The 14598-nt window shown below is 68.7% G+C and carries 15 protein-coding genes; 9 read left to right on the forward strand and 6 right to left on the reverse strand.

The features are described from left to right. From ACGFNP_RS22550 to ACGFNP_RS22560, 3 genes are all read left to right on the forward strand, one after another. Positions 1 to 395: TCP-1/cpn60 chaperonin family protein (locus ACGFNP_RS22550; protein ID WP_393321590.1), on the forward strand; the 395-nt coding region annotated here is incomplete at its 5' end. 113 nt (positions 396 to 508) lie between these two features. Beyond that, positions 509 to 1006: a hypothetical protein gene (locus ACGFNP_RS22555; protein WP_358313835.1), complete on the forward strand. Its 498-nt coding sequence runs from the start codon at positions 509 to 511 to the stop codon at positions 1004 to 1006. A gap of 115 nt (positions 1007 to 1121) precedes the next feature. Next, positions 1122 to 1514: a hypothetical protein gene (locus tag ACGFNP_RS22560; protein WP_358313838.1), complete on the forward strand. Its 393-nt coding sequence runs from the start codon at positions 1122 to 1124 to the stop codon at positions 1512 to 1514. Here ACGFNP_RS22560 and ACGFNP_RS22565 read toward each other — a convergent pair. The 3 genes from ACGFNP_RS22565 to ACGFNP_RS22575 form a co-directional block, all read right to left on the reverse strand. Further along, the gene (locus ACGFNP_RS22565; RefSeq protein ID WP_393321595.1) at positions 1511 to 2626 is read right to left on the reverse strand and encodes an SMI1/KNR4 family protein; all 1116 of its coding nucleotides are present in this window, start codon (positions 2624 to 2626) and stop codon (positions 1511 to 1513) included. The genes ACGFNP_RS22560 and ACGFNP_RS22565 overlap by 4 nt on opposite strands. Before the next feature lie 110 nt (positions 2627 to 2736). Then, a complete protein-coding gene (locus tag ACGFNP_RS22570) occupies positions 2737 to 4005 on the reverse strand; it encodes a YbfB/YjiJ family MFS transporter (protein WP_393321598.1) in 1269 nt (422 codons plus the stop codon). Positions 4006 to 4035: 30 nt separating this feature from the next. Next, complete coding sequence (locus ACGFNP_RS22575) at positions 4036 to 5202, reverse strand: LLM class flavin-dependent oxidoreductase (protein WP_393321601.1); 1167 nt, start codon at positions 5200 to 5202, stop codon at positions 4036 to 4038. 105 nt (positions 5203 to 5307) lie between these two features. On the opposite strand from ACGFNP_RS22575, the gene ACGFNP_RS22580 reads away from it, so the two are divergent. Further along, positions 5308 to 6057: an SDR family NAD(P)-dependent oxidoreductase gene (locus ACGFNP_RS22580; RefSeq protein ID WP_393321604.1), complete on the forward strand. Its 750-nt coding sequence runs from the start codon at positions 5308 to 5310 to the stop codon at positions 6055 to 6057. 349 nt (positions 6058 to 6406) lie between these two features. Here the strand turns inward: ACGFNP_RS22580 and ACGFNP_RS22585 are convergent, their stop codons facing one another. Next, a complete protein-coding gene (locus tag ACGFNP_RS22585; protein WP_358313853.1) occupies positions 6407 to 7624 on the reverse strand; it encodes a sn-glycerol-3-phosphate ABC transporter ATP-binding protein UgpC in 1218 nt (405 codons plus the stop codon). Between the two features lie 170 nt (positions 7625 to 7794). On the opposite strand from ACGFNP_RS22585, the gene ACGFNP_RS22590 reads away from it, so the two are divergent. Further along, a complete protein-coding gene (locus ACGFNP_RS22590; RefSeq protein ID WP_393321608.1) occupies positions 7795 to 8892 on the forward strand; it encodes a LacI family DNA-binding transcriptional regulator in 1098 nt (365 codons plus the stop codon). Positions 8893 to 9229: 337 nt separating this feature from the next. On the opposite strand, the gene ACGFNP_RS22595 is transcribed toward ACGFNP_RS22590, so the two are convergent. Next, entirely contained in the window at positions 9230 to 9715 is a 486-nt protein-coding gene (locus ACGFNP_RS22595; RefSeq protein ID WP_358313858.1) for a glutathione peroxidase, read from the reverse strand. Positions 9716 to 9903: 188 nt separating this feature from the next. Between ACGFNP_RS22595 and ACGFNP_RS22600 the strand changes: the two genes are divergently transcribed. Both ACGFNP_RS22600 and ACGFNP_RS22605 read left to right on the forward strand, forming a co-directional pair. Continuing rightward, the gene (locus ACGFNP_RS22600; RefSeq protein WP_393321612.1) at positions 9904 to 10326 is read left to right on the forward strand and encodes a transglycosylase SLT domain-containing protein; all 423 of its coding nucleotides are present in this window, start codon (positions 9904 to 9906) and stop codon (positions 10324 to 10326) included. Between the two features lie 336 nt (positions 10327 to 10662). Next, positions 10663 to 11184, forward strand: a complete 522-nt coding sequence (locus ACGFNP_RS22605) for a lytic transglycosylase domain-containing protein (RefSeq protein WP_393321615.1) — start codon at positions 10663 to 10665, stop codon at positions 11182 to 11184. Positions 11185 to 11204: 20 nt separating this feature from the next. On the opposite strand, the gene ACGFNP_RS22610 is transcribed toward ACGFNP_RS22605, so the two are convergent. Further along, positions 11205 to 11849, reverse strand: a complete 645-nt coding sequence (locus ACGFNP_RS22610; RefSeq protein ID WP_214636128.1) for a TetR/AcrR family transcriptional regulator — start codon at positions 11847 to 11849, stop codon at positions 11205 to 11207. An 84-nt stretch (positions 11850 to 11933) separates the two neighbouring features. Between ACGFNP_RS22610 and ACGFNP_RS22615 the strand changes: the two genes are divergently transcribed. Both ACGFNP_RS22615 and ACGFNP_RS22620 read left to right on the forward strand, forming a co-directional pair. Then, positions 11934 to 13046, forward strand: coding sequence for a ferritin-like domain-containing protein (locus ACGFNP_RS22615; protein WP_393321618.1), 1113 nt, complete (start codon positions 11934 to 11936; stop codon positions 13044 to 13046). An 88-nt stretch (positions 13047 to 13134) separates the two neighbouring features. Then, positions 13135 to 14373 carry an NAD(P)/FAD-dependent oxidoreductase gene (locus ACGFNP_RS22620; protein WP_393321621.1) on the forward strand — a complete coding sequence of 413 codons (1239 nt, stop codon included), beginning with the start codon at positions 13135 to 13137 and terminating at the stop codon, positions 14371 to 14373. Positions 14374 to 14598: the final 225 nt, after the last annotated feature.

A 14598-nucleotide genomic window follows, 5' to 3' on the forward strand; every position in this document is an offset into this window, starting at 1 on the left:
TCCCCGGCGGTGGCGTGGCGCTGCTGCAGGCGGGCGCCAAGGCGTTCGACAAGCTCGAGCTCAACGGCGACGAGGCCACCGGTGCCGCGATCGTCTTCAAGGCGCTCGAGGAGCCGCTGAAGCAGATCGCCGTCAACGCCGGCCTCGAGGGCGGCGTCGTGGTGGAGAAGGTCCGCAACCTGACCCCGGGTGAGGGCCTCAACGCCGCCACGGGCGAATACGTCAACATGTTCGAGGCGGGCATCATCGACCCGGCCAAGGTGACGCGCTCGGCGCTGCAGAACGCCGCTTCCATCGCGGCGCTCTTCCTCACCACCGAGGCGGTCATCGCCGAGAAGCCCGAGAAGAACCCTGCCGCCCCGGCCATGCCGGGTGGCGGAGACATGGACTTCTAAGCCGGGTCGCCGAGGGGCGGGGTAGGACGGCGGCGGTCCTACCCGGCTCTCGGGCAGGTGGGACAATAGAGGTGTTCATCCCCCTTGGCGAACATTCCAGAAAGGGGGCGGCCATGGCGACCATCGCTCATCACCCGGCGACCGGCGCGGAGCCCGCCGCCCTGCGCCTCGGCGCGGGACTCATGGCACTGGCCGGCCTGGCGTTCATCGGCTACGCGGTGATCTTCTTCGTCCGCAACTTCACCGGCGAGTTCCTGGAGCTCGGCATCGGCCCGAACGAGGTCGACGTCGGCCGGGCCCAGGTCCTGGCGTTCAGTCCGGAGCTGTTCAGATATATGTCGCACCTGCACATCGCGCTGTCGGGGTTCATCGCCTCGACCGGGCTGGCCACCGCGGCACTCGCCTGGTTCGGGGTCAGGCACGGGCTGTGGTGGGCGTACGTGACGGCGATCGTGGTGCCCGTGCTGGCCCTCGTCATCGCCCTGCCCGCGCACTACCCGTACCATCTCGCCACAGTCGGCCACCTGGGGCTCATCTACGTGGCCACCGCCATCTTCATCGCGGGCGCGCTGGTGGCGCTCAAACCGATGCTGCAGGCACGACACACCTGATCCGCGATCTCAAATATTCCCACCTTGTCGGCAAACTGCGGGAATTCACGGTTGTCGCGCGCGAAGCGCGGGGTATCCACGGATCCAGATATCACTCCGTACAAGGTGGGAATTCATGGCGTCCACATACGGCACCGACCAGGTCGATGGCACGTCCGGCAACTCGTCAGTCGATTTCATCGCAGAAGACTCCGTCAAGAGCAGCGACGAACTCGGCAAGATCGTCCGCTCGGGTGTCCCGTCGAGCACGTTCTGGCACTTCGTCGACTTCAGCGGGAGCGGGCCCTTCGCCCACCGGGAGTCCCTCGGCACGGACAGAGTCAACGCGTTCTCTCAGGTAGCCGTCTCGATGACCGAACTCGACAGCGACGGAAACCCGTTCCTGGGCAGCGCCGTCATGACGGTGAACAACGTCGTCCCACGCGCCAATGGCGACATCATCGTGCGCGGGCACATCCACTGGGATAGCACCCTGAAAGTACGGCTCAACTACATCATCGTGAACTAGTCTCGCTCGCGGACGTCCCAATCAAGCTCATCGGCGACTGTTCTGGGTTTCCAGTAGCCGATCGAGCCGCCGTTCTCCAAGGCGTCGGCGGTGGCCTTCAGCAAGGCGTAGTACGAGCGGATCCGGACCCCTCCCGGCGTGAAGCTCATACTGCCTTCGTGATCGGTCTCGCCGACGTCACGCTTCACCGAGTCGATCACGAGGTGGTCGCCCATTCCGTCGGCGCCGAACGGGAGCATGCGCCCGTCCCACCAGTCCGATCGAGGATCGGCCATCTCCTCTTCATCTTCACCGTCGATCTCGCACAGCCCTCGCCACGTGTCGCGGATCTCTTGGAGACTCAGGTTCCAGTTGCCCAGGAAACCGAAGGCCCAGGTGTCGTCCGCTACGGCGGCTCCATCGTGTCGCAGTAGTGAGGCCCACAGGTCGTCGGGGAATCGCAGACCCGTCTCCGCCTCCGCCGCCGCGATGCTCTCCGCCTTTCCGGGCTTGCTGAGCGTCCGATAGCTCTTGGGGGCGTGGACCTTGAGCCATGCTTCGATGCGCTGCCACTGCCGGTTCACCGCCCGGGTCATCGTGGCGTCGAGCTTCCGTACGCGCGGGTTGCGACTCTCGGGCCGGCAGTCCGCGTCGAGGCTCGGCTCCTGGGTCTCGCCGACTTGGGTGGGCTCAGGGTAGTCAGCGTCGTCCGTAGCGGGCGCCTGCTCCAACTCGGCGGCCCAGCAGGGTGCGGCGATGCAAGGCTCATACGAGATCTCGCCGGAGGTCTCCAGCCCGGAGTCCTTGGAGAAGGTGGCGGACTCAAGGGCTTGCGAGCCGACGGCCAGCAGGCAGAGCGCGAGTCCGGCGGCTCCCCAGCGGGTGAGGCGGCGTCGGGTGGCTTCGTCGAGCGGCTCCCTCTTCTGGCCGCCTCCGAAGACCATTTGGATCGCGGGGCGTTCGAAGATGGAGGGCTCGGCGGCGTAGCGCTCGAGGTCCTCAGCGGTGGGGGTGCCGAGAATCGGGACCGGAGGCCACCGCGCTACCGAGGCTTCGGAAGCCGCCGCGCCCGGCTGGGCTACCGGCCGACGTGTCGAACGGCGGCGAGAACGCACGATCACAGCGACCGTCACCGCCACAACGGTAGCCGCAAGCGCGAGCCATAACCCGCGTAAGTTGATCAATCGCCGCACGTCCGGCAGGGTACCCCAACTGGGCTACACGGAGATCGAATACCGCTCGCTCAGGGACGAGAGGGCGTGTCCAGCGGGGTGGGAAAGGGAGCCCGCACCTGCGGGTACCGGATCCACACACCGATGGCCGCGAGTACGGCGGCCAGGACCACGACGCCGCCGAGCAGCAGGGCCTGGCGGTAGCCGTGCTGGAGCAGCGGGGCGGCCAGCATGGGGCCGAGGATCTGGCCGGCGCTGTATCCGGCGGTGAGCAGGGAGACGGAGCGCGGTCCCTGGAGGTGGGTGCCGATGGCCAGCGCGAGCGTGCTCACTCCCATGAACGTGCCGCCGAACAGCACCGCCGAGATCAGCGCCGGTGCGACGCCGCCGAGAAGGGCGGGCAGCGCGACCCCGACGACCTGAATGGCCAGCGCCGCGAACAGCAGGGACGGCCGCGACCAGCGGTGCGCCAGCCAGGCCCACAGCGCGCTGGACGGCAGGGCGGCGAGGCCGACCAGGATCCAGGCGCCGCTGCCGACCGGGCCGGGGACACCCTGTTCGATCGCCGCGACCAGGAAGGTGCCGGCGATGATGTACCCGATGCCTTCGAAGGTGTAGCTGCCGAACAGCGGCCAGAACCACCGGCGCGTCCTGGGCCGGTCGGCTGAGACCGCCTGGTCGGTGGGCGCCGGCTGCGGTACGGGAGCCAGCCCCCACGCGGCGGCGGCCAGGACGGTGGCGAGGGCCGCGCAGCTCCACCACGCGGCTTGCCACGTGGTCGCGGTCCGCAGGAGGAGCACCAGGAGGCCGGACAGGGCGATACCGGCGCCGACTCCGCCGAAGGCCCACCCGGTCAGGTGCTGCACCTGCCCGCGCAGCCGGGTCAGCGCCGAGCTGACGGCGATCACGAAGATCAGGGCGCTGGCCACGCCGGCGATCAGGCGCAGCCCGAACCAGACCGCGCCGTCATGGCTCACCGGCATCATGGCCAGCGTCGCGATCAGGATGACCAGCGAGCCGCGCAGAACGACGACCGACCGCACCAGAGCGGGAACGAAGGTGCCCGCGAGCGCCCCCGTGAGGTAGCCGATGTAGTTGGCCGTGGCCAGCGACGCGCCGAGCTCGGCGGACAGCCCGGCCTGGGCGTGCATCAGCGGCAGGATGGGAGTGTAGACGAACCGCCCGACACCTATCCCGGCGGCCAGTGCCGCCGCCGACTGCCCCACGATCAGCCACGGCGACCGCCCATGGACCGAGGTGGAACGGGTGGTCGTACTCAACGTCCTTCTCCGATCGCCGGCTGCCGCCCAGGCTAACCACCCCCGGACAGGTCGGATCACCCCGGGTCCGCCGACGACCTTCCGATGCGATCAGTCCTTGATGTTCGCCTCGGACTGGTACTTGTCCATCATGTGGGTGACCGCCGCCAGCTGCGCCTCGGCGTGGCCCTCGCGGACCGCGCTCGCCCGGTCCCGCGCGTCCAGGGTCGGCTGCGCCTGGCCCTGGAACTCGGGCATCACGTGCTGGGCGATGAGCTCGTAGGACCGGTTGGTGGCCGCGGGGTTGGCCCAGTCGTGCGCCATCAACAGCATCGCCCCGAAGCCGCCGGACTGGTCGATCAGCCGCCGCACCTGGGCCTTCGCGTCCTCGACGGTGCCGATCACGCCGATGCCGGACTCCCGGACGAAGTCGATCATCTCCTTGAGGTCACCACCCGACACGGCCATCTGCGGGAATGCCGCCACTTTCTGGAAGTACCGGAACCATGCCTCGATGCCGTACTCCACGTCCTTGACGGCCTGCTCGCGGGTCTCGGCCACGTGCATGACGCCGACCAGCCGCCAGGCGTCGCGGTCGACGGTGGTCCCGTACGTCGCGGCGCGCTCCTCCATGACGTTCCAGTGGTGCGCCAGCGCGTCGAACCCGTCGGCGGTGAGCGTGGCGCCGATCGACAGCAGGCCGAGGCCGTGACGTCCGGCCAGGCGCGGACCGGTCGGCGAGGCCACCGCGGCGACGGCCACCTCGAACATCGGGTCGGTGTACGGCCGCAGCTGCAACCGCGCGTCGATCAGCGCGTGCGTACGAGTCTGCGCCGTGACGCTCTCGCCGCGCAGCAGCCGCAGCACGATGTCCAGGTTGTCGTCGAGCAACTCGCGGGTGTCAGTGGGATTGAGCCCGATCATCGCCGAGTCGGTGGGCAGCGAGCCGGGACCCACGCCGAGCATGATCCGCCCGCGCGTCAGGTGGTCCAGCAGCACCATGCGATCGGCGACCCAGAGCGGGTTGTGGTACGACAGCGAGGTCACGCCGGTTCCGAGCCGGATGTGACGGGTGCGCTGCGCCGCGGCCGCGATGAAGATCTCCGGCGCCGCGATGATCTCGGAACCGGCGGAATGATGCTCGCCGATCCATGCCTCGTCGAACCCCAGCCGGTCGAGGTGCTCCATGAACGCCAGATCGCGCTCGATGGCCAGGGTGGGATTCTGCCCCGCGGTGTGGAAGGGGGCCATGAAGACGCCGAAGCGAAGCCTGCTCACCGCTGCTCCTCGTGATCTCGACTATGGCTTCAGTTCACTCGAGAATGTCCCCCGCGGCAATATGGCCCGCCAGGCGGCGGGCAGGAGAGAGGCTAAGGTTCTGGCATGCCTACCGCATTGATCACGGGCGCGACCGCCGGCATCGGCGCCGCCTTCGCCCGCCGGCTGGCCGCCGACGGGTTCAGCCTGGTTCTGGTGGCTCGCGACGAGGCCCGGCTGAGGGAGGTCGCGGGTCAGCTCAAGCTCAGGTACGGCGTGAACGTCGAGCCGCTGCCCGCCGATCTGGCCACGGACGACGGCCTGACCCGGGTCGAAGGGCGGCTGCGCGACGGGGTCGACCTCCTGGTCAACAACGCCGGGTTCGGCCACCCAGGGAATTTCCTCGAGGTGCCGGTCGAGGACGAGACGCGCATGCTCAAGCTCCACTGCGAAGCCGTGCTCCGGCTGACGCTGGCCGCGCTGCCCGGCATGCGGGAGCGCGATCGGGGCGCGGTGATCAACGTGGCCTCCGTCGCGGCCTTCTTCACCCGAGGCACCTACAGCGCCTCCAAGGCGTGGGTGGTCAACTTCAGCGAATCGACCGCGTCCGAAGTGGCCGGTCCGCGGATCAAGGTGATGGCCTTGTGCCCCGGCTTCGTGCGAACCGAATTCCACGACCGGGCGTCGATGGACACCTCGCAGATCCCCGGCTTCCTCTGGCTCAAGGCCGACAACGTGGTCAACGCGGCCATGCGCGACCTGGCCCTGGGCAAGTGGGTGTCGATCCCCGACGTGCGCTACAAGACGATCGTGGCGATCGGCAGATTCATCCCCCGCAGGCTCATCGGCAACAGGGGAGCGAAAATCGGCCGCTAGGCGACGCGGGCCGACGGCTTGAACGCGGGCCGTAACGGCGGGACGGTGCACCCGGTTCAGCGGCCGTCTCCCTGGACAGAGGCCAGCCAGGAACGGCGTTTGGCGCCCACCGGGCTTGCCGTACATAAAAGCAAAAAGCGTCTCGCCGAATGGCGGGACGGCGGGTCAGAAAGAACGGCACCGAGCGAAGAACGTGGCGTAGACGAACAAGAGGAAGAGATCGGGCCCCCACCGCGGGAGGGGGTCGCGGTGGGGGCCCAGTCGGTCGAGAGCACGCTCACGACCGAGATCGGATGCGGGAGGCACCCGGTCGGTCGCGAGCGGGCTCACGACCGAGATTCGGTGGAGATCACTTGCCGACGTTCGCCTCGTGGCCGATGGCCAGGCCCGAGGTGGGGTCGAAGAAGTGCAGGTTGTGCGTGTCCAGCACCAGATCGAGGCTCGAACCCGGACGCGCGTGGCTGCGGGCGTTCACGCGCGCGGTCCACAGCGACTTGTCGCCCAGCAGCGGCAGCGCCGCCTCCTCGTCGTCGCCCGTGTCGGCGGCGGCGACGGTGTCCTTGTGCTCGACCGGCGGGGCGTCGATCAGGAACAGGACGTTGATCTCGGAGCCGAGCTCCTCGGTGACCTCCGCCTTGACGGCCAGCGTGGCCCAGCCGTTGGCGTTCTGGCCGGCCGAAGCGGCGTCCTCGAAGTCGGACGGGCGGATGCCGAGGATGACCTGCTTGCCGATGTACTGGTCGAGGCCCGGCTTGTCGGTGAAGGTGGACTCCGGGATGTCCAGCTTGAGGTCGGCGAACGTGACGGCGGCGCCACCGTCGCGGACCAGCTCGGCGGTGACGAAGTTCATGGCGGGCGAGCCCATGAAGCCGGCGACGAACAGGTTGACTGGCTTGTCGAACAGGTTCTGCGGCGTGTCGACCTGCTGCAGGATGCCGTCGCGCAGGACGCAGACGCGGTCGCCCAGCGTCATGGCCTCGACCTGGTCGTGGGTGACGTAGACGGTGGTGACGCCGAGGCGCTCGTGCATCTGGTTGAGCGAGGCGCGCATGGAGACACGGAGCTTGGCGTCGAGGTTCGACAGCGGCTCGTCCATGAGGAACGCCTGCGGCTCGCGGACGATGGCGCGGCCCATCGCGACACGCTGGCGCTGACCACCGGACAGGGCGGCCGGCTTGCGCTTGAGGTACGTCTCCAGGCCGAGCATCTTGGCGGCGTCGTTGACGCGCTTCTGAATCTCCGGCTTGGGCATCTTGCGAAGCTTGAGGCCGAAGGCGAGGTTCTCCTCGACCGTCATGTGGGGGTACAGGGCGTAGTTCTGGAAGACCATGGCGATGTCGCGGTCCTTCGGCGGCAGGTGGTTGACCACCTTCTCGCCGATCGCGATCTCGCCGCCGCTGATGTCCTCCAGGCCTGCGATCATCCGGAGCGCGGTCGACTTACCGCAACCGGAGGGGCCGACCAGCACCATGAACTCGCCGTCCTTGATCTCAAGGTTGAGCCCGTTCACAGCCTTCACGCCACCGGCGTAGATCTTGTCGACATTGGTCAGAACGATGGATGCCATGCCATTCCTTCGCGCTCCCGAGCAGTGACCCGGATGTTGTGCGGGGGGTACCCACTCGCATGGATACGTTTTCAAGCATCTCACCCGAAACGGACAAGGGTGTCAAGAGAGCAGCCGATGTTGGTGGCCCGGGCTTCCAGCGCGACGGAAACCATGATGGAATCGTTTCCATGGAATCGAGGCGGGCGACCATCAAGGACGTGGCCGAGGCGGCCGGTGTGGGCGTCGCGACCGTGTCCCGGGTCCTGTCCGGCGGCTCGGCCAGTCCGGAGACGCGGGAGCGGGTGCTGGCCGTCGCCGCCCACCTCGACTACCGCCCGAGCGCGCTCGGCCGCAACCTCCGCCAGCGCCGCACCGGCGGCATGGGGCTGTTCGTGCCCGACCTCACCGACACGTTCTACGGCCAGCTGGCCGAGGGGGTGCTGGCCTGCGCGCGCTCGGCCGGCGAGCCGGTGGTGCTCGGCTCGACGGGCGACGATCCCGAGCAGGAGGCCGAGCTGGTCGGCATGCTGCTGGAACAGGGCGTGGACCGGGTGATCGCGGTCCCTGCGGGCGGCGCCGAGACGTGGAGCCCGGCGATCAAGGCGGGCATGACGGTGGTCTTCGCCGACCGGCTGCCGTCCGACCCGTCCACCGACGCACGGCTCGATCGGCCCGGCTCGCCGTCCGACGAGGGTTCCGGGGCGGCCACCGTCTCCGACCTCATGCTGCTCGACGGCCTGCCGCCCGTGTCGCGTGCCCGGCCGCTGGACGTTCCCGCCGTGCTGGCGGATGACAGAGCCGGCATCCGTACGGCGGTGCGCTACCTGAGGGGGCTCGGCCACCGGCGGATCGCCTTCCTCGGCGGCCCCGGGCACGGCAGGCGGGTGACGGCCTTCCGCGAGGCCGTGGGCGCGCCCGTGGACGAGGAACTGGTGGTGTTCGCCACGGGCAGCCGCGACTCGGCCTACGCTGCCGCCTCCGTGCTGTTCCAGAGCCGTCCTGACCTGACGGCGGTGGTGACCGGAGGCAACGTGCTGGGCGAGGCGGCCGTGCTCGCGGCCAGAGAGCTGGATCTGCGGGTGCCGCGCGACGTGTCGCTGGTGATGTATGACGACGTGCCGTGGGCCGAGCTGTGCTCCCCGCCGCTGACCGTGATCGCCCAGCCGGGCCGCGACATGGGCTACCGCGCGGCGGAGCTGGTGCTGCGGGCGGGGAGCAGGCGGCCCCGCAGCGTGCTGCTGCCGACGGAGCTCATCGTCCGCGGCAGCTGCGGCCCGCGCCACTAACCGCGCCCTCCAAACGCACCGCCCCGCCATCGGCACCGCGACCGATCGCCACTCCCGCCCCTCAGAGGGACCCGACCGATCGCCGCTCCGGCTTCCCGGAAGGGCCCGAGCAATCGCCACTCCCGTTCCCGGAAGGACCCCAGCGGTCGCCACTCCGGCACCCCAGAAGGACCCCAGCGCTCCCGCACCGGAAGGACCCGAGCGTTCCCGCGCCCGCACCCGGAAGAGGCCGAGCGATCGTCGCTCCCTCTCCCCAGAAGGACCCCAGCCGAAGTACGGCGGGGAGTGCGGAAACCTGGGCCAGTCGTGATGACGTGCGGAAGACCGACCTAGCCCGCTAGACGAGCTTCTCGATCGCGGCGATGACGGCCGGGTCGTCCGGCGTGGTGCCGGGGCGGAAGCGGGCCACGACGGCGCCGTCGCGGTCGACGAGGAACTTCTCGAAGTTCCACTGGATGTCGCCGCTCGCCCCGTCGGCGTCGGGCGTCTCGACGAGCTCGCCGTAGAGGGGGTGCCGGCCGGGGCCGTTCACCTCGGCCTTCTCCAGCAGCGGGAAGTCGACCCCGTACGTGGTGGCGCAGAACTCCTGGATCTCCTCGGCCGAGCCGGGCTCCTGGCCCATGAACTGGTTGCACGGCATGCCGACCACGCTGAACCCGCGCTCGCCGTACTGCCGCTGCAGCTCGACGAGACCGGTGTACTGCGGGGTGAGGCCGCACTTGGAGGCCACGTTCACGATGAGCAGGGCCTTGTCGCCGACGAGTTCGGCGAGCGTGGTCGGGGCGTCCGCGAGGGTGCGGACCGGGATGTCACGAAGACTCATGATCCGACCCTACAGAACCCCTCCGCCCGCAGTTTGTGATGCAGTCCACATTTTCCGGACATTTCCCCTGAACAACCATAAAGCGTGATCTTTACTAACGATCTACCTTTTCATGGTCAATTCGCGGTAAATCGGGCGGATAGGGCAGGGTGGCGCGGTCCCCCAAACCCATCGAAAGGGAAATCCGCATGCCCATGCTCCGCCGTACCAGCGTCTTGATCCTGTCGGCCACGCTCGTGGCGACAGGCGGCGCGACGGCCGCACAGGCGCAGAGCTCCCAGGCCCTGAAGAGCGCCGTCGCCAAGACCGCCGTCGCCAAGAACAAGGCGATCGCGAAGCCCATGGTCAGCAAGCGTGGCTGGAACAGGGCCCAGTTCCGCTGCCTGGAGCGGCTCTGGTCGAGGGAGAGCGGCTGGAACCACCGGGCCGGCAACGGCTCGGGCGCCTACGGCATCCCACAGGCGCTGCCCGGCCACAAGATGTCCACCAAGGGCCACGACTGGCGCACCAACCCGCGCACGCAGATCGCCTGGGGCCTCGGCTACATCAAGCAGCGGTACGGCTCCCCGTGCCGCGCGTGGGCGCATTTCCGCTCCCACCACTGGTACTGATCCAAACCTCGAATCCGCCCCCGTTTTCGCGAAAGGCACGGTCAACGCGCGAACGGGCCACACCATGGCGGTCCAGCGAGAACGCCAAATATCCCCAGCCACCGCGCCAACGTCTCCCCAAAGCCAATCACTGAGCGTGATTGATGGTGACTGTCGGTAATAAAAACCGGCTAGAGGAAACGTCGTGGAGCCCTCCGGGCCGCCCAGCACTATCGGGCGCAACCGAAGCCCGGAGGGCCGCGCGGACCCTCCGCGTCCGAGCCACGGACGCGGACCGGCAGGGCGCCGGGGAAGCGAGAGCGCCCGTCCGCACGCGACCCGACAGCTAGGATCGACATGGACAGCAACCGCGCCCTGCGCTACACGTTCATCACATTGACCGTGCTCACGGCCGTCACCGGACCATCGACGCTCGCCGGAGCCGCATCAGAACCGCGAATATTCGAACTGCGGACCGCCAAACCGCGGATATACGAGGGCTCGTGGCACGCCCCCGTGATCAAGACCCGGACCTGGACCACCGCCGCCAAGCCGAAGATCAAGGCCGCGACGCGCAAGACCAGCAGCAAGGGCTTCGCTCTCCACCAAGTCGTCCAGCGGGCCTGGTCCTACCAGGAGTTCCGGTGCCTGGACAATCTCTGGACCAGAGAGAGCAACTGGAACCATCGCGCGTACAACAGCTCTTCAGGCGCCTACGGCATCCCACAGGCACTCCCGGGAGGGAAGATGCGAGGGGCAGGCCCGGACTGGAAGTCCAACCCCGAGACACAGATCCGCTGGGGCCTGGCCTACATCAAGGGGAGATACGGCCGGCCGTGTGGCGCCTGGGGCCACTTCAGATCACACAACTGGTACTAGCGAGGCGAGGGCATCCGGGATCACCGGGTGCCCTCCCTCTTCGGCAGCACGGCGATCGCCTGGATCAGCAGCTCGACGCCGAAGTCGAACTCGGCGTCGTGGTCGCAGCTGGCCAGCAGCGGCGCCAGCCCGCTCACCTCGGGGAACAGCGCCGGATCGACGTCGTCCGGGTTGACCATGTGCCGGTGCAGCGGGGCGAACGTGGGTGTCACCCCGACCTCGCGCAGCAGCGAGCCCACGATGTAGGCGATGAACATCCGCAGCACCCGTACCGCGTCGACCCCGTCGAACCCGGCGCTGCGCAGCGTGGCCAGGGCCCGCTCGACCGGCAGCAACCCGGCGTTCGAATGGAGCTGGCGGCTGACGACGAGCATCGTGGAGCGCGGGTGGCCGTGCGCGATCTGGCGGAAGGCGCGAGCCTGCATCCGCACCCGGTCGGTCCAGTGGGCGTCGGGATCGTCGGTGAACTCGATCTGGCTGAGCACCGCCTCGGCGACGCCGTTCAGCAGGGCGTCCTTGTTCGGCACGTGGTTGTAGAGCGACATCACCCCGACGCCGAGCTCGGCCGCGATGCGCCGCATGGACACCGCGTCGGCCCCCTCGCGCTCGATGAGATCGATCGCCGCGGCGACGATGCGGGTCCGCGAAAGAGGCTCGGTGGGCATAGCTCATTCTATTGACGGACGTACGCCGTACGTGCAAGCCTCGATGAGGACGTACGGTGTACGTAACCCCCCTGCGGAGGACTCATGTCGACTCACCGCCTCTACACCATCCCCGCCGAGCTCTCCACCTGGGACGTGGAGATGGCCGGAGCCAGCAGGTTCACGTGGGAGTACGACGACGGCAGGGATCGCATGCTCGCCCTGTACCAAAAGGGCAAGGACAAGCAGTGGGACTCCACCAAACGCATCGACTGGGACCTGGAGGTCGACCCGTACAACGTCCTGGGCATCCCTGACCAGACGATCGCCATCTACGACACGCCGCTCTGGCACCGGATGGACGAGAAGCAGCGTCAGGACGTCCGCCTGCACGGCGCGGCGTGGCAGTTCTCCCAGTTCCTGCACGGTGAGCAGGGCGCGATGATCTGCTCGGCCAAGATCGTGGAGTCGGTCCCGGACCTCGACTCCAAGTTCTACGCCGCCACCCAGACCATGGACGAGGCCCGGCACGCCGAGACCTATGCCCGTTTCCTCCAGGAGAAGGTGGGCCTGGCCTACCCCATCAACGAGCATCTCAAGGCGCTGCTCGACTCGACGCTCAGCGACTCGCGGTGGGACATGCCGTACCTGGGGATGCAGGTGCTGATCGAGGGCTTAGCACTGGCGGCGTTCGGCGTGATGCGCGACATCACCACCAAGCCGCTGCCCAAGCAGATCCTCGCGTACGTCATGCAGGACGAGGCCCGGCACGTGGCGTTCGGCCGGATGGCGCTGCGCGACTACTACGGCAGCCTGACCGAGGCCGAGCGGCGCGAGCGCGAGGACTTCGTCATCGAGGGCTGCTACCTCATGCGCGACCGGCTCAGGGGCCGGGAGACGTGGGAGAACCTGGGCCTGTCCAAGGCGGAGGTCGAAGAGGCCGAGGTGGCCACGGAGCACTCGGAGTACCTGCGGCTGTTCCGATCGCTGCTGTTCAGCCGGATCGTGCCGTGCGTGAAGGACATCGGGCTGTGGAGCCCGCGCCTGCAGCAGGCGTACGCGGACATGGGCGTGCTGGACATGGCGGGCCAGTCGCTCGACGCGCTGATGAAGCAGGACGAGGACATCGCCGACAAGCTCGACGAGGCCCGCTTCGCCGAGGAGGAGTCCGAGCGGCACGCCGAGGTCGCCGAGACCATCGAACTCGGCGCCTCCTGACCTCAGCTGCCTGACAGGCGAGTGGTTTAAGAGTTGCCTTTTGTGCCATATGCACCGAGACGGCATTCGCACGAGGGAGCACCTCTTGATGGTCCAGGAACCGCGGTCCGGCGGACCGCCGCACGTCGTCGTCGTGGGCGCGGGCTTCGCCGGGCTGAACGCCACGCGGGAGCTGGCCCGCGGCGGCGCGCGCGTCACGCTCGTCGACCGCCACCCGTACACAACCTTCCAGCCGCTGCTCTACCAGGTGGCGACGGCCGGGCTCGGCCCCGGCGACGTGTCGTACCCGACACGGGCCTACGCGGCCAAGTATCCGACGGCGCGCGCCCGCCGGGCCGCGCTGACCAAGGTGCACCCGGCCGAGCGGCGCGTGGACCTGGACGACGGCACCTCGCTCGACTACGACTACCTCGTGCTCACCACCGGCGTGACCACCAACTGGTACGGCATCGAGGGCGCGCGGGAGCACAGCTATCCCATCTATTCGGTTCACGACGCCATCGTGCTGCGCCGGCGCCTGCAGCAACTCCTGGAGGAGGTCGCGGCGGGCAAGCGTGAGAGCGCGCACGCCGTGGTGGTCGGCGCGGGCGCGACCGGGGTGGAGATGGCGGGCACGATGGCCGAGCTGCGCCGCCGGAACCTCCCGGTGACCTTTCCGGAGATCACCCCCAAACAGACGAGCGTCACCCTGGTCGAGCGGTTCGACTACGTGCTCGCGCCGTACAAGCCCCGGCTGCGCGAGGCGGCCGCGAAGGCGCTGCTCAAACGCGGCGTGCGCCTGCGGCTGGGCAGCACGCTGGCCTCGGTCGAGGCCGACGCGGTCGTGCTGAGCGACGGCACCCGGCTGCCGAGCGACGTGACCGTGTGGGCGCTCGGCGTCGCCGCGCCCGCGGAGGTGTCGAACCTGGGCCTGCCGCAGGGCAAGGGCGGCCGCATCACGGTCACCCCGGCGCTCAACGTCGAGGAGTACCCCGAGATCTTCGTCGCCGGCGACCTGGCGGGGCCGCCCGACCCGCTGCCGCAGCTCGCCCAGCCCGCCATCCAGATGGGCAAGCACGTGGGCAAGCAGATCCTGGCACTCGCGCATGGCCGTCCCGCGGCACCCTTCTCCTACCGCGATCCCGGCATCATGGCCACCGTCGGCCGGGGCCAGGCCGTGCTGCAGCTGGCCAACGGGCTGACCATGCACGGCCTGCCCGCCTGGCTGGCCTGGATCGGGCTGCACGTGACGTACCTGCTGGGCGGGCGTAACCGGGTGAGCGTCCTGGTCGCCTTCTTCACGCGTTACGTGGGGCCGCGGCGCAGCGCGGCCACGGTCGTCGAGTGATGGCGTAGGAGGAGCGACCGGCAAACGCGAGCGGATATCACTTTGTTACGCCCGCTAAGCCCCTTCGAGGCTCGGCTGCTATATACCTCCATTAGCCATCCAAAAGCCACAAAAGGGGAATCCTTGGCGAAAGTCACCGTCGTGCCGCCGAGCGAGCGGACAAACGCGCCCTGTGCTGTAGGAACGTTCCCGTCACCGAGAGCAACCGCGTGCTGAAGCGGTACG

Origin of the sequence: Nonomuraea sp. NPDC049269, from assembly GCF_043197155.1 — a bacterium.
Lineage (GTDB): Bacteria > Actinomycetota > Actinomycetes > Streptosporangiales > Streptosporangiaceae > Nonomuraea.